Origin of the sequence: uncultured Acinetobacter sp. (assembly GCF_947624825.1) — a bacterium.
Classification (GTDB): Bacteria; Pseudomonadota; Gammaproteobacteria; order Pseudomonadales; family Moraxellaceae; genus Acinetobacter.
Genome location: NZ_CANQLZ010000034.1, coordinates 1 through 20,638, shown reverse-complemented (window position 1 = coordinate 20,638; position 20,638 = coordinate 1). Strand labels below are relative to the sequence as shown.

Genomic DNA, 20,638 nt, shown 5'->3' with positions numbered 1-20,638 from the left:
GCTTTTCAAATTTTCGGTTGGTTTATTGTCATGCCATTGGGCACAAAAAAGCCTCCACATTGGAGGCTTTTCATTTATTCAGCAGATTTCTTGGCTTGACGGTTGGTAATTAAAGTTCCTACACCGTGGTCGGTAAAAATTTCCAATAATGTCGCATGTGGTACACGACCATCCACAATATGTGCGCTGACCACCCCACCCTTGACTGCATCTAAGGCACAACCCACTTTTGGAATCATACCGCCATAGATCACGCCTGTTTCAATTAAACGATCAACTTCTTGAGTACTTAAACCTGTGAGTAAGTTTTTATTTTCGTCTAACACGCCTGTAATATTGGTGAGTAAAATTAACTTTTCTGCACCCAATGCTTCAGCCACTTTACCTGCCACTAAGTCGGCATTGATGTTATAGGTATTGCCCTCTTCATCTACGCCAAGCGGTGCAATCACCGGAATAAAATCACCTTGGGTAAACATCTCTAACACGTCAGTTTTTACCCCAACCACTTCACCGACTAAACCTAAGTCAATGTGTTGAACTGAACCATCTTCTTGGACTTTTTCCATGAGTAATTTTTGCGCACGCAACAAATTACCATCTTTACCCGTTAAACCAATAGCACGACCACCATGTTGGTTAATTAAGTTAACAATAGATTTGTTAACGCTACCGCCCAACACCATTTCAACCACTTCCATAGTTGCAGGGTCAGTCACGCGCATGCCATCAATTCGGTCTGATTCACGACCCAATTGTTTTAAAAAGGAATCCACTTGTGGACCACCACCATGCACCACAATCGGGTTTAAACCCACAGTTTTAAGCAGCACGATGTCACGGGCAAAGGAGCTTTCAAGCTCAGGGTCGGTCATTGCATTGCCACCATATTTTACAACCAACGTTTTACCAGAAAAACGTTGAATGTACGGCAAAGCTTCGGTTAAAACTTGTGCTTTGTCGAGACCAGTATGTTGATGTGGCATGTGCCGCTCCTTATTTGGCGTTTAAGATATCGTACGCAATTTGCGGATAATTAGATTCAAGCATATGAGCAAAGGTATCACGGATTTCCTTAAGACGCTCAGAATTCTCGGCGTCAAAACGCACAGTAAAGTACTCACCAGTGTTGGATGCGCGCATAATGCCAAATCCATCTTTAAAATCAAGCCGCACCCCATCAATTTGGCTCAGCTGTGCAGTAGATTGCTGACTGGCGTGTGCAACATGCGCCAATACTTGCTGTGGGTTTTGGTTATAGGTACTAATATAGGTATCTTCTGTACCCAAACGTGCAGGATAATTACGCAAAACATCTGCAAGCGTGATCTGTTGCTGATCGATGTATTCTAAAATACGTAGTGCAGCATATAGACCATCATCATAGCCAAAACCACGCCCGTCATTAAATACATAATGCCCAGCATACTCGCCACCAAATACCGCTTTACCTTTAGATTGCGCTAGATACTGACGTAAAAAAGTGCTTCCAGTTCGGATCATGGTGGCAATGCCACCTAAAGCCTGCACACTATTGCTGACTAAATTTGAGCATTTAACATCAAAAACCACCTCAGATTTTGGATGCTCACTTAAGCAAATATGTGCAAACAGCGCCATTAAACGGTCTGGGCAAATAATATTGGCCTGTTCATCTACAATCACCACCCGATCACCGTCACCATCTAAAGCAATACCGATATCGGCTTGTTTTGCTAACACTTGCTGCTGTAGACCTAATAAATGTGCCGCTTGTGATGGGTCTGGAGCATGATCAGGAAATTCGCCATTGGCTTTACAGCGCAGTTGCGTCACCTCACAACCTAGTTTTTCTAATATCAATGCCGCACAACGTCCGGCCGCGCCATGTAAACCATCTAGTACGACCTTAAAACCGCGTTTTAATTTAATGTCATCTAAAATGCTTTGTTGATAATCTAAACAGTATTTCACCACCACAGTATGTGGTTCGTGTTCTAGCGCAATGTGCTGTTCGGGACAAAAGTGCGCTTGTGCCCATGTAGAGACTTGTTGAATCATGTCAGGGGTTGGTGGTTCACCTTGAATAATCCATTTAATGCCATTGTCTGATTTAGGGTTATGGCTGGCGGTGACCATAATGCCATTGCCATTAAAATGCCGCGCTGCGTAATACAAAGCAGGGCTTGCACAACAACCCATCAGTTCAGCTTGTAAACCGTTGGCTTGGCAGATTTTTTGAATAAGTTTGGCATAGCTTGGACTGGTTAAGCGCGCATCATAACCAATCACCAGTTCATGTTGACCGGCTCGTTTATATTGCTGGACGAGTGCATGGGCTATGGCGTAGACCAATTGAGGTGATAGTAAGCTAACTTTACCCCGAATATCGTAGGCACGAAAAAGGTGTGCAGGAAATTTAGAAATATCAACATTCATAAGTAGCATTTTTAATCATTGATCTAGGCAATAAAACATACAAAGTGTTATACACTTCACACAAACATGGGGATTTTTGCAGTTATCTTTATCTTTTGGTAAACGAAGAACCTTGAGTGAGCTTTTAATATATTTATGCAAATTTTTCAACAAAAAAGCGATAAAGCCTAAATCATTTAGGCTTTATCCAAAAAATAACTTAGTTTTGACCGGTATGTCCAAAACCGCCTGCACCACGTTCTGTGGCCACAAACTCATCCACTATTTCAAATTGTGCTTGCACCACAGGCACCAATACATATTGTGCTAAACGCTCGCCCGGTTCTAGGCTAAATGCAGTTTGGCTACGGTTCCAAACCGAAACCATAAGTTCACCTTGATAATCTGAATCAATTAAACCGACCAAATTACCCAACACAATCCCGTGTTTATGCCCTAAACCTGAACGCGGCAAGATTAAACCGGCAAAATTCACATCTTCAATATAAATCGATAAACCGGTTTTAACCAATACAGTTTGACCCGGTTCAATCACAGTGGTTTCAGCCACACATGCACGTAAATCAAGACCCGCTGAACCTTGTGTAGCATAACTTGGCATTGGCCATTCGTTGCCTAAACGTGAATCTAATACTTTAACTTGAACTTTCATGTATATTCCTAATCAATCAAATTTAGCGCTTAATCAGCGCACGTAAGTTTTCCAAATAGTGTTGCGCTTGTAATTTCGGGTCAATATTGCTGGTTTTCTTTTTACGACCTAACCAGTCTAAATCGTCTTGCGGTAATTCATCTAAGAAACGACTTGGCGTCATTTGCTTCATTTGACCACCGGCTTTACGCTGCTCAGCTAAGGTCAGCGTTAAACCCTGACGCGCACGGGTAATGCCCACATACATCAAACGACGCTCTTCTTCGACCGTTTCTGCAGCAATTGAGTTTTTATGTGGCAGGATTTCTTCTTCCAAACCAATCATATACACATAAGGAAATTCCAAACCTTTAGCCGCATGTAAGGTCATTAAATTGACTTTATCGGTGTCTTGCTCTTCTTGTTGCTGTTCAAGCATATCAAGCAGCACCATTTTACGAATCACACTTTCAATGTTCTTTTCATCAACATCTTCAGCGCGATTAATCAAACTTTGAATACTGCTATACAGCACTTCAATGTTATCAAGCTTGGTTTTTTCTTGCGCAGGGGTCGCGGCTTGCTCTTTGACATAGTCGATATAACCGGCTTCATTCATCATTTGACGAATAATTGGCACAGGCTCATCATCTTCAAGCAAGTTACGAGTAAAGCCGTCTAAAAACTCATAAAACTCAAGCAACTGTGAGGTGGCTTTTTTAGGTAAAGATAAACTTAAACGCTGATCGCCTGCCGCAGCCAATAAAGATTGATTGGTTTCTTGGGCAAATAAACCCAATTTTTCTAAAGTCACAGGACCAATAGCGCGTTTTGGGGTGTTAATAATACGTAAAAACGCACTGTCATCTTCAGGATTAATGATTAAACGTAAATAACTCATCACGTCTTTAATTTCAGCACGCGCGAAGAACGACTGACCACCCGACAATTTATACGGAATTTGCATTTGGCGCAGTTGGGTTTCAAGCACCCGTGCTTGGAAGTTACCACGATACAAAATCGCATAATCCTTCCAAGATTTACCTTGCATTAGTTTATGGGTGAGTAAATCTTTGACCACACGTTCTGCTTCATCGTCGTCATTACGACAAGTAATCACCCGAATCTCTTCGCCATGACCTTTATCCGACCACAGTTTTTTATCAAAAATATGCGGGTTGTTTTCAATCACCGAGTTGGCAGCTTTTAAAATACGGCTGGTTGAACGATAATTTTGCTCAAGCTTAATCACTTTTAAATTGTGAAAATCTTCTTGGAGCTGTGCCATGTTTTCAGGTTTGGCGCCGCGCCATGCGTAGATCGATTGGTCATCATCACCTACTGCAGTAAATTGCCCCATCACCCCCACCAGTAATTTGACTAAAATATACTGTGCCGTGTTGGTGTCTTGATATTCATCTACCAATAAATAACGCACGCGATTTTGCCATTTATCGCGCACTTCTGCATTGTCTTGCAATAAACGGGTCGGCATAACAATCAAATCGTCAAAATCCACGGCGTTATAAGCACGTAAATTACGCTCATACAATTGATACAAATGCGCAAACTGTACGTCTTCTTGGGTTTCACAGGTGGTATGCGCTTGCTCAGGTGCAATCAGATCATTTTTCCAATCCGAAATTTTCTTCATGGCTTTGGCAATTAAATCTTTGCTCTCTGCACCGGATAAATTATCGCGATGCATCAAATCCATTAAAATGCGCTTACAGTCGTCAGCATCTAAAATAGAAAAATTATTTTTAAGCGGCGTATGTTTGAGCTCTAAACGCAATAAATTTAAACCAAAGGTATGGAAAGTCGATACCGATAAACCTTTAGATTCTTCACGCGACAACAATTTAGAGACACGCTCTTTCATTTCACGTGCCGCTTTGTTGGTAAAGGTCATGGCGGTAATTTTATAAGCAGGAATACCACATTGCTGCACCAAATACGCAATTTTACGGGTAATCACCGAGGTTTTACCTGAACCTGCCCCTGCAAGTACTAACAAGGGTCCTTGAGTGTATTTCATGGCTTCAAGTTGCTTGTCGTTGAGCTGACTTGCGGTCGACATATTCCATCCTCTTTAGATTTAAGGGCTGATTATAGTCATCAACCACTCGATTGCCTAATCAAAAAAATTGGGTATTACTCATAAAAAAACCACCCGAAGGTGGTTTCTTTTTTATTTACGACAACTTAGTTAGTTTCGTAAACTGTAATTTCTACACGGCGGTTTTGTTCACGACCCGCAGCAGTTGTGTTTGCTGCGATTGGTGAAGTTGAACCATAACCACGCGCTGTCATGCGGCTTGAAGAAATACCTTGAGCTGCAAGGTAGTTTTTCACTGAGTTAGCACGGTTTTGTGACAGTGGGTTATTTACCGCATCTGTACCTGTGTTATCAGTGTGACCATGGATCACAAGCGCTAACTTGTTTGATGTACCATCTTCACGTAATACGTTGGCAACGTCATTTAACGCAGTTTGGAACTGACCTTGAATCGCAGCAGAGTTGGTTGCAAATGTTACAGATGGCATCACAAGGTTAATTGAACCGTCTTGGTTACGATCAACATCAATCCCTGTACCTGCTAGTTCTTCTTTTAAACGCTTTTCTTTACGATCAAGAAGTAAACCTGCGCCACCGCCAAGTACCGCACCAATAGCAGCCGCTTGACCCATTTTATCTTTGTCAGCATTACTTTTTGCAATTAATGCGCCTGCGCCTGCACCAATGATAGTACCTAGTGCTGCTTTATCGTATTCCATACTTTGGCAACCAGTAAGTGCCAACGCCCCTGCTACAGCTGTAATGACTAATGCACGCATTGCATGCCTCCTTGTTTGATGTTTTTTAATCTGGATGAATCATGGAATAAAAATCAAATTTGTAACATTGATTTTTTGTTAATAATAAAGCCTTATTTTACATTTTGTAATATATATCGCGAATTTAAGGCATTTTCCCTCATGTTTCCTTCATAGTTGCCAAGCAACCGTTTGTATTTTTTTCATCAGCCCTTATATTGTGCAACATCGTGTACCTTCACTTTGCTTATAGGTCGACCCATGCCCAAATCACAGCCACGTACTTCACTGCTTAAAAAAGTACAACAAGCTCTTACCGTGACCTCAGTCATGGGCACCAACAGTGTTGTCCATGGAGCACCCATTTTGGGCTTAGGTCTGACCAAACTCATCAAGAAGTCACCGCAAATTGACCAAACCAATGTGAAGCTTGCCAACAGTTGGATTAACGTCAACAACCATCTGATTGAGCGAGTACTGCCTGAATTAAAATGGGATATTCAAGTAGATCCTGCGCTTGAGTTGAGCACTCAAGGACGTTACTTGATGATTTGTAATCATCAAAGTTGGGTAGATACCACAGTTAATCAGTATATTGGTTTAAACCGTATGCCGTTAACGCGCTTTTTTACCAAATGGGAGCTAATTTTCATTCCATTGGTAGGTCAAGCCTTTAAAATTTTAGGCTTTCCGATGATGAAACGTCATACCAAAGCTCAAATTGCCAAAAATCCTGAACTCAAAAATCGCGATATTGAAGAAGCACGTAAATCGTGTGAACAGTTACTCAGTCAGCCATTTACTTTGCTCAATTATGTAGAAGGCACGCGCTTTACCCAAGCCAAGCATGCTGCGCAAAAATCACCGTATAAAAACCTACTCAAACCTAAAGCCGGTGGTTTAGCCTTAGCCTTAAAAATTTTAGGTCAAGAAGTCGATGCTTTGGTGGACATGACCATTGTTTATGATGAAAAAGTGCCTGAATACAGCGAATTTTGGTTAGGAGATGTGCAGAAAATTGCAGTAAATTTACGTAAAATTGAGCTACCACGTTGGATTTTAGACGGTGATTATGAAAATGATCGTGAATTTCGCGTGCAATTTCATCAATGGCTGCAACAAGTATGGCGTGATAAAGACGAATTGATCAGCCAAATGAAACAGCAACTTGCCGAGCAACGCAGCTAAAGGAAGCGTATGAAACAGCCTCAACATAAAGTCTTAAAATCTTCTTTTCACTTCGTCAAAGAAGGCTCATGGGGGTGGAAAGTTGCACTGGTCTATGATTTTTTGATGATGGGGCTGATCATCTTTAACCTATTTTGCTTAAGCGCCAATGCATTTTTAATGAGCGACTATGCCGAATGGTTATTTAACTTTGTGCAACTGCCGCAAGTGTTAGATTTTTATGAACAAGCGCTACATCCTTGGGTTAAAACCACAGAAGGTTGGTTTACCTCATTTTTAGTGATTGAACTTTGTATCCGTTGGCTAATTGCAATTGGCTTTAAGCATCATCAACGGTGGTGGTTTTTCCCATTTATTCATTGGTATGAAATTATTTCTATTTTGCCAATGTTCCGTTTTTTACGTTTAGGACGTGCGTTTGCCATTGCCTATAACTTACATAGTCATGGTTATAAAGTCATTCCGCAGCGCTGGTACGCACGTGGCAACTTCTATTATCGCTTGGTCATGGAAGAACTCACCAGTCGTATTGTACTCACCATTATTAATACCGTGAAACACGAGCTGACCACCAGTACCACGCATAAAAAATATATTGAAGATTTGGTCAATCATCACCGTGAAATGTTAGCCACTGCCCTAACCGATGTCTTACAAGACTCTTTAGGCAAAGAACTACAAGCGCAACGCCATGAAATTGCCAAAAATGTGGGGATCGTGGTCAATAAAGCCATTGAAGATACGCCTGAGTTGTCGCAAATGCTGCGTTTAATTCCATTGGTGGGTGGACGTATCGAACAACAAATTCAAAGTATTGGACAGCGTTTAGGTGAAAATATTAGCCAAGGCTTATTGCAACCGTTTACCCATCAAGCTTCACACCAAGAAAATGCCACATATCGCATGATTGCCAACAAGGTCAGTCAAATTGCCATTGAAAACAACCCTGAAATTGACCGTTTGGTGGAATCTGCCGTGTTTGAAAGTTTAGAAGCCTTACGTGAGCAAGTGAAGATTAAACAATGGCAACAAGTGCTCGAACAAAAACAACCAGATCAAGAACCCAAGACATGAAAATATTTAACGGATACGCTAGAGAAATCATGCAAATTGGTCTAGGATTTGCTCTATTTGATAACATGACTTCGACCTAAAAAATAAGTCGTAAAGAAGTTTTAAGGAACAAGTATGGCGGATATCCGGATCACCGGCAGAATGGTTAATTTTACCCGATTAACCTTTGATACAAATGATCATCATGCGATCCGAGAACAACTGACCCAGATGCTCAAAGACACCGCGTCCCAAGGCACGTTGGTCATCTTAGATTCAACCGTTGAACAAGAGCTGATCGCCTTGATTCAATTGTTAATCAGTTTAGATTTACAACCTATGGCAGTGGTCGATGGGATTTTGGGCGAGGCAGCACGTTTAATTCAATTTCCAGTGTTGCCGGCTGACCGTCCTTTGCAGCGAATTAAAGCCACACAAGAACAAGTGGTGGAAACTCCGGCACCAACTCAAGATGAAGCACAGCCTGCTGCGGCAAAAATTCATCATGCAACCTCTTATCACAATGAAATGTTGCGTACGGGTCAATGCCTTGTACAAGACCACGGCGATATCATTTTAAGTGCAGGAATTAACAGTGGTGCAGAAGTGATCGCTTCTGGAAACATACATATTTATGGTAGTGTACGAGGTAGAGTGATTGCCGGTGCAGGCGGCAATCATGCAGCACGCATCTTTTGCCACTCCCTAGAAGCAGAGTTGGTTTCAATTGCAGGTACATACTGTGTTGCGGATGATATTCCGGCTCATATGACCAAAAAACCTGTACATATTTATTTAAATGATGCTCAAGAGCTTGTATTTGAAGCTTTAGAATTTTAATGTATAAATAATCACCAAAATACGTCATAAAACTGCGTATTTAAACCCTAACAGGAGTGGATTCGGTGGCGAAAATTGTTGTCGTAACATCAGGCAAAGGTGGCGTAGGTAAAACTACAACAAGTGCATCGTTTGCAACAGGTTTAGCCCTACGTGGCCACAAAACTGTTGTTATTGATTTTGACGTAGGCTTACGTAACTTAGATCTTATTATGGGTTGTGAGCGCCGCGTGGTGTACGATTTTGTCAATGTATTAAATAACGAAGCACGCTTACAACAAGCCTTAATTCGTGACAAAGACATTGAAAACCTCTATATCTTACCTGCATCACAAACACGTGATAAAGATGCCTTAACCGATGAAGGTGTCGCGCGTGTCATGGACGAACTCGCGCAAGAGTTTGATTATATTATCTGTGACTCACCTGCCGGTATTGAACGTGGTGCGATTTTAGCCATGTACCATGCCGATGAAGCGATTATTGTGACCAATCCTGAAATTTCTTCAGTGCGTGACTCAGATCGTATTATTGGTATGCTCGACAGCAAAACCAAAAAAGTAGAAAACAACGAAGGGCGAATTCGTAAGCATTTATGTATTACACGTTTTAATCCTGAACGTGCTGAAAAACAAGAAATGCTCACGATTGACGATATTTCAAAAGATATCTTAAAAGTCCCGACCTTAGGTGTTATTCCTGAGTGCAAGAGCATCTTACAAGCGTCTAACGAAGGTAAGCCGGCCATCTTGTATACAGACTCACCTGCAGGCCAAGCTTATGATGACCTTGTGGCGCGTTTCTTGGGCGAAGATCGTCCTTACCGTCACCTAGAAGTCAAACAAAAAGGTTGGTTAGCACGACTATTTGGAGCTTAAGATGGCAGGATTTTGGAGTAAGTTGTTTAGCGGTGATGAAAAACCCTCGAGTGCGCAAACCGCCAAAGATCGTTTAAAAGTCATCGTGGCATCAGAAAAAGGCTTAAGCAAACGCTTAACCCCTGAAAAAATTGAGCAGATGAAAAAAGAAATCATGCAAGTGGTGAACCGCTACGTGCGTGGTGTCGATGAACAGCACATCCAAATGGCAGTGCGTTCAGAAGCCAATTTAGAAATGTTAGAAATGAATATCAATTTGCCTGAAGAGCGATAATCTCAATTCTGATTAGTCAAGCAAATTGAATCAAGGCAAAATAGCGCAAGTTATTTTGCCTTTTTAATGATTGACAACAAGCCAAGGAGATTGCGATGGCATTATCTCAGCCAGCGACATTTAACGAAGAATGGTCAGACGAGCGTGTATTTGCCTATTTAACCCAGCTGCCTCCTGCAAGTGTAGATGCAGATTTTCACGTTCTTTATCACGCATATAAACACATGCGTCCGAGTGACTATGAACGTTTATTAACTCAATTTGTAGCAGATGGTCGCAATGTAAATGCTACAAACCCTGAAGGTCAACGTATTCATGACGTGATTGCAAAATTCCCACGCCATAGCGCTGAGTTTTTGGCTGTATTAGCAAAATTTGCTTAAATTAAGTGAGTAAAGCTTAAAAAAAGCCTGCATCTGTAGGCTTTTTTTATAGCTCTAGAATGTACATCAGACCTGGGAAACTAAGTACAAAAAGCAAGGTTTGTAGACTAATCACCCCAGCCATGAGTTTATAATCCCCATTTAAATAACGGGTTAGAATATACGATGATGAAGCTGTCGGCAGTGCAAAAAATAGCGTAATAACCAGACTCTCAAATTGGCTTAAAGCCAAGAGCTGAGCCACTGCATACGCTATCAAAGGCACAACAATCAAACGTCCCACACTATTTAGACCTAAGCGCCAAATATCCTGTTTTAACGCCTGAAATTGCAATGCGGCACCTACGGCGAGCAGACCAAGCGGTAGGCTCACATTTGCTAATAAGCGTATCAAATCCTCTATACCACTGAGTAGCTTAAAACCTGTTAAATTAAATAGTACACCTGCCAAGCAGCCTAAAATTAATGGATTTTTAAGTACAGCCAAGCCATTGGTTGTCCAGTGACTGTTTTGCTGCGAAAAAGCCAATAATGAAATAATATTTACAGTTGGAATAGCAGTAGCAATCATCATAGCGAACATCTTCACGCCATCACTACCAAACAGGCTCCCCACTAAAGCGAGGCCAATATAGGTATTAAAGCGAATATGACTTTGCACATATACTGCAAATTGCTCAGCTCGAATGGCAAAAATATGTTTTAAAACCCAAAAACCTGCACTGACTAAGGCGATGGTAAGTAGCATCGTCAATAGTACCCAAGTTAAGCTCTTTAAACTCAATTCTACAAAAGCTAAGTTATTAAATAACAGTGCTGGAAATAATATAAAATAATTAAGTCGCTCTGCGCCAGCCCAAAACTCTGCACTTAAAAATTTGCTGCGCCTGAGCGTATATCCTAAAGCAAGTAAACAAATCAGCGGTAGCAAAGCCATGAATATATGCAACATTATATGTTCGTCTTGGATGATTTTTGCTTAATATAAACCTCATAGCAATTCATAATAAAATGAGGTTTTACTCATGACCTTAAGCCAGTTAAAGATTTTTGTATTAGTGGCAGAACTGCAAAGCGTTAGCTTAGCTGCTAAGCACCTTAAAATTACCCAGTCTGCAGTATCCCATGCACTAAAAAGTCTAGAGCAAACTTGGCAAATTAAGTTGTTTAATCGCGAAGGTCAGCAGATGCGATTAAGCGTAATTGGGACAAGGTTACTGCAACATGCCAAAGTCATACTCACAACAGAACAAACCATGCAGCAAGAAGTGGCCGCATTAAACGGGTTACAACGCGGTCAACTCAGAATTGGCTCCTTCGGCGCATCAGCTTCGATTCATTTACTTCCTGAACTGATCCAAGCTTATCGACAAAAATATCCGCATATCGAAATCTTTATTAATGAAGGCACAGATCATCAAGTAAGCGAATGGATTTTAAATCAAGAGGTTGATGTAGGATTTGCTGTGTTACCCAATCTGCAACTAGACAGCTATCCTTTAATGCGTGATATTTTTATTGCTTTGGTGCCCAAAAGTTACCCGATCGCCAAACAAACCAGTATTGCCATTGAGCAGATTCAGGACTATCCCTTTATTATGACGCATGCAGGTAGCCAAGCACATGTGGAAAATTTACTTAAACAACACCAGATCAATCCTAAAATTCAGTATCAAGTGTCGCAGCTACTCACCATTTTAAATATGGTAAATCAACAAGAAGGGATTTCGATTGTGGCAGATATGGCAATGAGTCCGGCACTGTTGCAATTGCATCCTAATGTTGTTAAACGTCCACTGCTGCCAAATATTGAACGCCAAATTGGCTTAGCCGTAAAAAATCAACAACTAATGAGCCCTGCGACACGTGCATTTATTACCCTCGCCCAACAACTTTATAACGAAGCATAAAAAAGCCTGCATCTGCAGGCTTTTTTTTACACTAAAATTTCACGCTTACCATTGGCACCTAAGGCACTAACAATGCCATTTTCTTCCATTTGGTCAATAATACGCGCAGCACGGTTATACCCTAAGCTAAATTTACGCTGTAACGATGATGTAGTGGCTTTACGCGTTTCGAGCACAAATGCCACACATTGGTCATATAAAGCATCACGATCAGCCCCACCCTCGCCATCTTCAAAACCACGGCTGGTAGGTTCTTCATCGTAAGGGGTCAAGATTTCATCCACATAGTTAGGTGCTGCACGTTCACGCCATGCATCACAAATGCGATTGACTTCATCATCGCTAATAAAGGCACCATGCACGCGTTCTGGTTCAATTTTACCCGGCCCTAAAAACAACATATCACCATGACCAAGTAAATCTTCAGCACCGCTGGCATCTAAAATGGTACGTGAGTCAATTTTAGAGTTGACGCGTAACGCAGCACGGGTGGGAATATTGGCTTTAATCAAACCGGTAATCACATCCACCGATGGGCGTTGTGTGGCAAGCAATAAATGAATGCCCGCAGCACGTGATTTTTGTGCCAAACGGGTAATCATCTCTTCAGCTTTTTTACCCACTTGCATAATCATGTCAGCAAACTCATCTGCCACAATCACAATGGCAGGTAAAGGTTGCAAACGTGGCGCAAATTCACCGGCAACAGACTCACTGGCTTTCCAAGTGGGATCAATTAAATCTTCGCCATTGGCAATGGCTTCTTCCACTTTACGGTTGTAATCGGCAAGTTTACGAATTTTTAAGAACGACATGAGTTTATAACGACGCTCCATTTCATTCACACACCAATTCAGTGCATTCACGGCATCTTTCATATCTGTCACCACAGGCGTTAACAGATGTGGAATATCGCTATAGTTGGCAAGTTCGAGCTGTTTAGGGTCAATTAAGATTAAACGCAATTCATCAGGGCTGTATTTGAGTAACATCGATAAAATCATCGAGTTGACTGCCACCGACTTACCTGAACCTGTAGTACCTGCCACCAACATATGCGGGGCTTTACCTAAATCAGCAATCACCGGACGACCTGAAATATCTTTACCCATTGCCATAGACAATAAACCTTGTGGGTCGGTAAAGGCAGGTGCTGTGACTAGTTCAATCAGGCGCACCATTTCACGGCTGCTATTCGGAACTTCAATACCAATATAGGGTTTACCCGGAATCACTTCCACTACACGCACCGACGCCATTGACATAGAACGGGCTAAATCACGTGAAATATTGGTCACTTTTGAGGCTTTTACCCCCGGTGCCAAATCCAATTCAAAACGGGTCACTACTGGACCGGGCTGCGCTTCAATCACTTTGGCTTTAACATTAAACTCTTGTAATTTAATTTCAAGCAGCTCAGATAAACGGCTCAATTGTTCTTCGGTAAAATTAACTTTTTTGTTAGGATCAACTGAGTCTAATAGATCAATGCCCGGTAAAGGCGATAAATCCTGACGTTTTTTCGCCACTTGCATCGCCCGTGACATGGGACGACCAAAAGCATCGGTTAAAGGTGCATCAAACTCATCAAGCGTCTCTTGCACAGGACCTGCGGTTTCTTGCCACGCTTGAATAAACTCTTCTTTAGACAGCTCTTTTTTTTCGTTGCTGATACTCAGGTGTGGCTCAGGCTGAATCATGTGCGCTTGAGCAGGCGCAAGTGCTTTTTCTAACTCAAGCTCTACATCAGCTTGCTCTGGCACTGCGTTTAAGGTAGGGCTTATGATGGGCGCAGCCACGACAGTTTGAATCGGGGCTTGTACAAAGGCAGAAGATTGCGCATAACTGCTTGCTACACGCGGCTGATCTTTTAAAATATCATCAATCGCAGCAAGTTCTGCTGCAATGTCGGCATCTTGCTGTTTTTCATGCTCAGGCTGAGTCAACACAGGTGCAACCAGTACATCACCCTCTTCTTTTTCTAGAGTTGTTTTTGGCACATTGGCCATTAACTCATTAAAGATCTTGTCATCATCCCAATCTAAAGCCGGCTCTTGTTGTACAGCAACTGCTGCCGGTTTTGTTGGAGCATGTTGAGGTTCAACTATAAGGTCAGCATCAGCAGCTTTAAGTAAGGCGTCAATTTCTTGTTCTTGGGCTTGTTCACTGTGTAAGGCACGCCATACTTCGGTATTGGCTGCAGCTTCGCGTTGTTGTTCTTGGACTTGCTGTGCAGCTGCAAGACGCTGTTCATGTTCTTGTTGTGCCTGTTGTTTGGCTTGTAACTCGGCTGCTTGTTGTTCAAGTTGCTGTTGTTGGGCAAGCTCAGCATCACGTTGTTGTTGGGCGCGTTGCTCCTCGGCAAGACGTTCTTTATTGAGCATATCGTTAAACAAACGTTCTGCCACAGCATCACGTACTGGTGCATGTTGTACAGGCTGATGCTCTTGTACAGGCGTCACTATGTTTGCTTGTGGTACCTCAATTGGTGCTGTTTTTGCTGCCGGCGTAGTCCGATCAAATACAGCTTCACTTTCGGGTACATTTTTATAAAACAAATCTTGTAGCTGTGCCGGTAGAGCTTTTAAAGTGATGAGGGTTTTGTTCCACTTGACACCAAAAGCCAAGGTAAACAACAACACCAAAAATGCCACTAAAAATACTGCTGCGCCGTAAATGGTTAATAAACCAGTTAAACTTTGGCCAAGTTCATAACCGATAATACCACCTGAGGCATTGGCAAGCGTATCGGCCGGCATCTCCCAAAACAAATACAGTAAGCTTGATGTGGCAAGTAAAATAAAAAATTGCGCTGCATAACGAAACGGACGCGTTAAGAAACTATGCGGCCACCACACCTGTACGGCTTCCATAAAAAAGTAAATCGGCAACAATAAACTTGCCCAACCTAAAAAGCCAAACAGCAAATCTGCAAGCCACGCCCCTGCTACACCACTGGCATTAGATACCTGCTGTGTATCACTGGAAATGTGCATCCAACCTGGGTCAAACGGCGTATACGTTACTGTTGCAAGGAACAAATATGTCCCAAATGAAAGCAAAAATAATGTCTGTAATAAGCGCTGTGCATAAGCACTCGACATTGCAGTCATATCCGATCCTGTGGCTAATGGGTTCAAAATTCAAAGCAGGCAGTACCTACTAAAGAGCAATATTATGCACCTGTTGCACAAAAAAAGATGCAGCAGAATCGCTAGATATTGTTAACTCAAGGCTAAACTTATTTTGTTGGCTATATAGCTTAAATCAATTTACATGATCAAAAATATCCACATTTAACTCATAAGACGCTTTGGGCTTTTACCTGTATAATTCCACAAATTACTCAATAAAAAAAGGATGCCCTCGATGAGCGCTCGTCACTCACGTTTAATTATCTTAGGCTCAGGCCCTGCAGGCTATAGCGCAGCGGTGTATGCGGCACGCGCCAATTTAAAACCGTTGTTAATTGCAGGTTTACAACTAGGCGGTCAGCTCACAACAACCACCGAAGTTGACAATTGGCCGGGCGACCCTGAAGGTCTTACAGGTCCTGCGCTTATGGAGCGTATGCAAGCGCATGCTGAACGCTTTGGTACAGAAATTGTCTACGATCACATCAATGAAGTCGATTTAAGCCAACGTCCTTTTGTATTAAAAGGCGATATGGAAGAGTTTACCTGTGATGCGTTAATCATCTGTACAGGTGCAACTGCGCAATACTTAGGCTTAGAATCTGAAGCTGCCTTTATGGGTCAAGGTGTAAGTGCTTGTGCCACTTGTGATGGTTTCTTCTATAAAGAACAACAGGTCATGGTTATGGGTGGTGGTAACACAGCGGTTGAAGAAGCTTTGTATTTATCTAATATTGCTTCACATGTGACTTTAGTACATCGTCGTGATTCATTCCGTGCTGAGAAAATTTTACAAGACCATTTATTTGCCAAAGAAAAAGAAGGCAAAATCAGCATTATTTGGAATCATCAAGTCGATGAAGTGTTGGGTGATGCCAAATCTGGTGTGACTGCTGTGCGTTTAAAATCAACCCAAGATCAATCCACTCAAGATGTGGCTGTATCAGGTATGTTTGTGGCCATTGGTCATAAACCAAATAGCGGTATGTTTGAAGGTCAGTTACAACTACGTGATGGCTATATTCAAGTACAAAGTGGTACATCAGGCAATGCCACCCAAACTTCAGTACCAGGTGTCTTTGCTGCAGGTGATATTGCCGACAGTATTTACCGTCAAGCCATTACCTCAGCTGGCTCAGGTTGTATGGCTGCTTTAGATGCAGAAAAATATTTAGATGCATTAAGTGATTAATATCGCTTAAAATACAAAAACCACCAGTGATGGTGGTTTTTTTCTATGTAAATATGACTTTATAAACAAAATTAATAGAATTTGAGGGTAACATGGCAACGAATTGGACAGACGGCTACCAAACCGAGGTAAATTACACCTATGGCTACTACAAAGAGCTGAGTCCGAATTTTCAGAAATTTTGCTTATTGGTGAATGGAATTGATACGCTCAATGACACCGAACAGCAACAGCACTGTGAATTAGGTTTTGGGCAAGGGGTCAGCATTAATGTACATGCTGCTTCATCAGACGGGTTATTTTATGGTACAGACTTTAACCCAGCTCACGCCGCACATGCCAGTATGTTGGCAAAAAAATCTAAAACGCCACACCATTTTTATGATGCCAGCTTTGAAGAGTTGCTCAACAAAGACTTACCACAATTTGACAGCATCAGCTTACATGGTATTTGGAGTTGGATTAGTCACGAAAATCAGGCGATTATTCTTAAATTTATACGCCAATACTTAAAACCCAATGGCATTGTCTATGTCAGTTATAACTGTTTAACGGGTTGGGCGACAAACATGCCGATTCGTGAGCTTTTCCATAGTCATTATGAATACAACAGTAAAAGTTTAAATCCGATTCAAAAAGTACAAGATTCACTGCAATTTAGTGAAGCGCTGCTACAACAACAGCCTCTGTTTGCCAAACGTAATCCCCATGCTCTACAAAAAGTTATAGACCTTAAAAAGCAAAATCCACATTATTTAATTCATGAATATTTAAATCAAGATTGGCAGTGTTTCTCTTTTCAACAAGTCATGCGTACCATGGATTGCGTCAAACTCAGCTATGCAGGATCAAGTGATTTAAACAGTCATTTAGATAAAATTAACTTTAATGCAGAACATCAAGAATTTCTCAATAGCATTGAGCATCCTATTTTAAAAGAACAATGCCGCGACTATTTTACCAATTCCCAATTTAGACGTGATCTGTATATTCGGGGTAAAAACACTTTAACTCCGTTGCAGCTTAAGCATCGTTTAAGCCAAGTTTCTTTTGTGTTGCTCAGTGCACCTCACAAAATACCTATGAAAATTGCAGGCTATTTAGGTGAGTTTAATTTACTCCAAGAGATCTATACACCTTTAACCCAATGTTTCTTGCAACATGACTATGCACCTTTAACACTTGAACGCCTAGTCAATGAAACGCAACTTGACTTTGCCGCAGTGCTTAATGCAGTGGTTATCTTATGTCACTTAGGACATATGCAACCGTGCTTTAATCTACCAAGTGAAACCGTGGTACAACAGTCACAACGTTTAAACCATTTCTTATTGCAACAAACCAACTTCCATAGCCAATATTCAGTGCTTGCCAATCCATATTCAGGGATTGGTATTCCTGTTGATCAATTTGCACAATTGTTCTACCGCGCGTATTTCATCGAAAAATTAACCAGCAAAGAACAGTTTGCTGATTTCGTGTTAAAAACTTTGCAAAGCTTAAATTTATTGGTGGTTAATGATCAAGGGGAAGCCATCAAAGACCCTGTAGCAAGTCAAGATATCGTCATGCAAAAAGCCCAAAACTTCCTTGATGCAGACAAAATTAAAATTGCCCAGCAATTAAAATTATTTGCTTAAACCTTAACTTCAACCGCAAGATCTTCTATGCTTGAGCATGATCTTGCGGATGATTTTACATGCTCACAACCTCTCAATTTATTTTCCCCAATCCTGTAGAGGTCGACCCTGAAGGACATGGCCTGATCTGTATAGGTGCTGATTTAGCCCCGAGCACCTTGCTTGAAGCCTACACACATGGTTTATTCCCTTGGTTCTCTGAAGGTGAGCCGATTTGTTGGTGGTGTCCCGAACCGCGCTGTATTATTCAACCGTTTGCTTACAAACCGAGTAAATCTTTACTACGCAATATGAAAAAGTTTGATTATACAATTACTGTAAATCGAGCTTTTGAGCAGGTTATTCGTGCCTGTAGCATGCCACGCAGTTACGCCAATGAAACCTGGATTTCAGAAGACATTATTCAAGGTTATTGCCAATTGTTTGAACTCGGTCATGCCTATAGTGTTGAAGTTTGGCAGCAAAAACAGTTAATTGGTGGTTTATATGGTGTATGTATTGGGCAAGGCTGCTTTGGTGAATCGATGTTTAGTCACCAAACCGATGTCTCAAAAATGGCATTTTATACACTCATGCTGATTGGACAAGACAACCAATTGCCTTGGATTGACTGCCAATTGGTCAATGACCATTTACTGAGCCTTGGAGCAAGTACATTTTCTCGCCAAACCTATCTTAATTCGTTACAAGATGTGATAAATGCCCCTGCCCTCGATTGGAAAAAATATCGAGACAGTGTATTTTCAAGTAAAACAATAGCGCAAAACATGTGCCTAAATGAATGAGAAACAATTAGAGGGAACTTGTTATGAATTCTTATCACCCGCAATCCCTGTTAAATGAATTACAGTATTACATTACACCGCCGCACAATTGCAGTTACTTAGACAATAAATCAGCACGTATGGTGTTTTTAGACCCAGCACAACGTATTGATGTGGTCACACTCTCAGAACTATCACGCTTAGGTTTTCGCCGCAGTGGCGATTTTGTTTATCGCCCTGAATGTCACTTATGCCGCCAATGTTTATCCTGTCGTGTGCCTGTTGATATTTTTCAAATGAATTCTCAACAAAAAAAAGCATGGAAGCGTAATCAAGATTTAACGATTAAAATTACGCGTACGCAAGATGCCAGCTCAGTTCACTATGATCTGTACGCCCGTTATATTAACCAGCGGCATTTTGATGGCGATATGTATCCGCCCAATGAAGATCAATTTGAAAAGTTTTTAATGCATACCTGCACAGAAAGTTTCTTTTTAGAACTTTGGCAAGGTGAGCGCTTAATTAGTGTGTCTACTTGCGATCCTTTAGATGATGGGATTTCAGCTGTATATACTTTTTTTGATCCCGATGAAAATCGTCGCTCATTGGGGGTTTTTGCAATTTTAAAACAAATTGAATATGCCAAAGCGCACGGCTTAAACTATGTGTATTTAGGCTATTGGGTGCCGCATTCAGGCAAAATGAACTATAAATCGCAATATGTACCCTTAGAATTGCTCATTGATGGGCAATGGCGCCGTTTAAATCGCATATTAAATGCCGAAGAAATTGAGCAATTAGGGCGATCACTGATGACCACCCTACCTTCAGGTTGGAACAATTCAATTATTAAATGAATTACTTAAATAGCTGAGCAAAGTCATCACTACAAGATTTCACCATAATAATGGCATGTTCACGCGTGCCATCTGCTTTGGGATAATAATTTTTGCGTAAATCAATTTGATGAAAATCAGCTTTTTCATACAGCTTAATCGCAGCAGTGTTGCTTTCCCGAACTTCTAAAAAAATTTGAATTGGGTTGTTTTTTAATAAATTCAATGAGGCAGTAAGCAGCTCATAACCTAAACCTTGCCCCTGTTGGTTTGGATCTACCGCCATAAGTAATAAATTCGCTTCATCTAGTACCGGTTGTAAAATACAAAATCCAACCACACAGCCATTTTTCTCAATCACCGTGCTTTGGTATTGTGCCGTAGCGTCAACAAATTGTTGTTGGTTCCACGGATGGGTTTGCACGCTTTTTTCAATTTGAGTAACGGCTTGAACATCACTCTGCTGCATTAAACGAATCATGTTCGTGGTCTTATCTATTACACTAAATGTGCATTATAGAAAGATTGAGTAAAAAAGCCAGCCATAAAAAAAGCGTCCCAAAGGGACGCTTTTTTCACACAATTAATACTTATGCAATTACTTTCGCAACAACACCAGCACCAACTGTACGGCCGCCTTCACGGATTGCAAAGCGTAAGCCTGCATCCATAGCGAT

Annotated in this window: 19 protein-coding genes and 1 pseudogene; 11 read left to right on the top strand and 9 right to left on the bottom strand. The window is 41.4% G+C overall.

From position 1 onward, the window contains the following. Positions 1 to 74: 74 nt before the first annotated feature. From argB to Q0017_RS09040, 5 genes are all read right to left on the bottom strand, one after another. Positions 75 to 986 (bottom strand): acetylglutamate kinase, encoded by a 912-nt coding sequence (argB, locus tag Q0017_RS09060; RefSeq protein ID WP_298145669.1) that lies wholly within the window; start codon positions 984 to 986, stop codon positions 75 to 77. A gap of 10 nt (positions 987 to 996) precedes the next feature. After that, positions 997 to 2,418 (bottom strand): phosphomannomutase/phosphoglucomutase, encoded by a 1,422-nt coding sequence (locus Q0017_RS09055; protein ID WP_298145697.1) that lies wholly within the window; start codon positions 2,416 to 2,418, stop codon positions 997 to 999. Positions 2,419 to 2,617: 199 nt separating this feature from the next. Further along, on the bottom strand, positions 2,618 to 3,070 hold the full coding sequence (gene dut / locus Q0017_RS09050) for a dUTP diphosphatase (protein WP_298145666.1): 453 nt from the start codon (positions 3,068 to 3,070) through the stop codon (positions 2,618 to 2,620). 22 nt (positions 3,071 to 3,092) lie between these two features. Further along, complete coding sequence (gene rep, locus Q0017_RS09045) at positions 3,093 to 5,129, bottom strand: DNA helicase Rep (protein ID WP_298145663.1); 2,037 nt, start codon at positions 5,127 to 5,129, stop codon at positions 3,093 to 3,095. Between the two features lie 125 nt (positions 5,130 to 5,254). Beyond that, entirely contained in the window at positions 5,255 to 5,887 is a 633-nt protein-coding gene (locus Q0017_RS09040) for an OmpA family protein (protein ID WP_298145661.1), read from the bottom strand. A 240-nt stretch (positions 5,888 to 6,127) separates the two neighbouring features. On the opposite strand from Q0017_RS09040, the gene Q0017_RS09035 reads away from it, so the two are divergent. From Q0017_RS09035 to Q0017_RS09010, 6 genes are all read left to right on the top strand, one after another. Then, entirely contained in the window at positions 6,128 to 7,054 is a 927-nt protein-coding gene (locus Q0017_RS09035; protein ID WP_298145658.1) for an acyltransferase, read from the top strand. Positions 7,055 to 7,063: 9 nt separating this feature from the next. After that, positions 7,064 to 8,128, top strand: a complete 1,065-nt coding sequence (locus Q0017_RS09030; RefSeq protein ID WP_298145655.1) for a preprotein translocase subunit SecA — start codon at positions 7,064 to 7,066, stop codon at positions 8,126 to 8,128. 114 nt (positions 8,129 to 8,242) lie between these two features. After that, on the top strand, positions 8,243 to 8,947 hold the full coding sequence (gene minC, locus Q0017_RS09025; RefSeq protein WP_298145652.1) for a septum site-determining protein MinC: 705 nt from the start codon (positions 8,243 to 8,245) through the stop codon (positions 8,945 to 8,947). Positions 8,948 to 9,012: 65 nt separating this feature from the next. Next, positions 9,013 to 9,825: a septum site-determining protein MinD gene (gene minD / locus Q0017_RS09020; protein ID WP_297424496.1), complete on the top strand. Its 813-nt coding sequence runs from the start codon at positions 9,013 to 9,015 to the stop codon at positions 9,823 to 9,825. Between the two features lies 1 nt (position 9,826). Then, positions 9,827 to 10,099 carry a cell division topological specificity factor MinE gene (minE, locus tag Q0017_RS09015; protein ID WP_297424493.1) on the top strand — a complete coding sequence of 91 codons (273 nt, stop codon included), beginning with the start codon at positions 9,827 to 9,829 and terminating at the stop codon, positions 10,097 to 10,099. Positions 10,100 to 10,194: 95 nt separating this feature from the next. Further along, the gene (locus tag Q0017_RS09010) at positions 10,195 to 10,482 is read left to right on the top strand and encodes a PA4642 family protein (protein WP_297424490.1); all 288 of its coding nucleotides are present in this window, start codon (positions 10,195 to 10,197) and stop codon (positions 10,480 to 10,482) included. Between the two features lie 46 nt (positions 10,483 to 10,528). On the opposite strand, the gene Q0017_RS09005 is transcribed toward Q0017_RS09010, so the two are convergent. Then, positions 10,529 to 11,419: an AEC family transporter gene (locus Q0017_RS09005; protein WP_298145648.1), complete on the bottom strand. Its 891-nt coding sequence runs from the start codon at positions 11,417 to 11,419 to the stop codon at positions 10,529 to 10,531. An 88-nt stretch (positions 11,420 to 11,507) separates the two neighbouring features. Here Q0017_RS09005 and Q0017_RS09000 point away from each other — a divergent pair, with 88 nt between their 5' ends. Further along, positions 11,508 to 12,392, top strand: coding sequence for a LysR family transcriptional regulator (locus Q0017_RS09000; protein ID WP_298145645.1), 885 nt, complete (start codon positions 11,508 to 11,510; stop codon positions 12,390 to 12,392). Positions 12,393 to 12,418: 26 nt separating this feature from the next. On the opposite strand, the gene Q0017_RS08995 is transcribed toward Q0017_RS09000, so the two are convergent. Beyond that, a complete protein-coding gene (locus tag Q0017_RS08995; RefSeq protein WP_298145642.1) occupies positions 12,419 to 15,505 on the bottom strand; it encodes a DNA translocase FtsK in 3,087 nt (1,028 codons plus the stop codon). 256 nt (positions 15,506 to 15,761) lie between these two features. On the opposite strand from Q0017_RS08995, the gene trxB reads away from it, so the two are divergent. The 4 genes from trxB to Q0017_RS08975 all read left to right on the top strand — a co-directional run bounded on the left by trxB (position 15,762) and on the right by Q0017_RS08975 (position 19,982). After that, the gene (gene trxB / locus Q0017_RS08990) at positions 15,762 to 16,718 is read left to right on the top strand and encodes a thioredoxin-disulfide reductase (protein WP_298145639.1); all 957 of its coding nucleotides are present in this window, start codon (positions 15,762 to 15,764) and stop codon (positions 16,716 to 16,718) included. A gap of 92 nt (positions 16,719 to 16,810) precedes the next feature. Continuing rightward, positions 16,811 to 18,358, top strand: coding sequence for a class I SAM-dependent methyltransferase (locus tag Q0017_RS08985; protein WP_298145615.1), 1,548 nt, complete (start codon positions 16,811 to 16,813; stop codon positions 18,356 to 18,358). Between the two features lie 59 nt (positions 18,359 to 18,417). Further along, entirely contained in the window at positions 18,418 to 19,143 is a 726-nt protein-coding gene (aat, locus tag Q0017_RS08980; protein ID WP_298145612.1) for a leucyl/phenylalanyl-tRNA--protein transferase, read from the top strand. Between the two features lie 23 nt (positions 19,144 to 19,166). Beyond that, complete coding sequence (locus Q0017_RS08975) at positions 19,167 to 19,982, top strand: arginyltransferase (RefSeq protein ID WP_298145607.1); 816 nt, start codon at positions 19,167 to 19,169, stop codon at positions 19,980 to 19,982. A gap of 1 nt (position 19,983) precedes the next feature. Here Q0017_RS08975 and rimI read toward each other — a convergent pair whose 3' ends face one another. Together rimI and Q0017_RS08965 are read right to left on the bottom strand one after the other, a co-directional pair. Continuing rightward, positions 19,984 to 20,442, bottom strand: coding sequence for a ribosomal protein S18-alanine N-acetyltransferase (gene rimI / locus Q0017_RS08970; protein ID WP_298145605.1), 459 nt, complete (start codon positions 20,440 to 20,442; stop codon positions 19,984 to 19,986). Positions 20,443 to 20,551: 109 nt separating this feature from the next. Then, positions 20,552 to 20,638: pseudogene (locus Q0017_RS08965) on the bottom strand (elongation factor Tu); the annotation flags it as partial.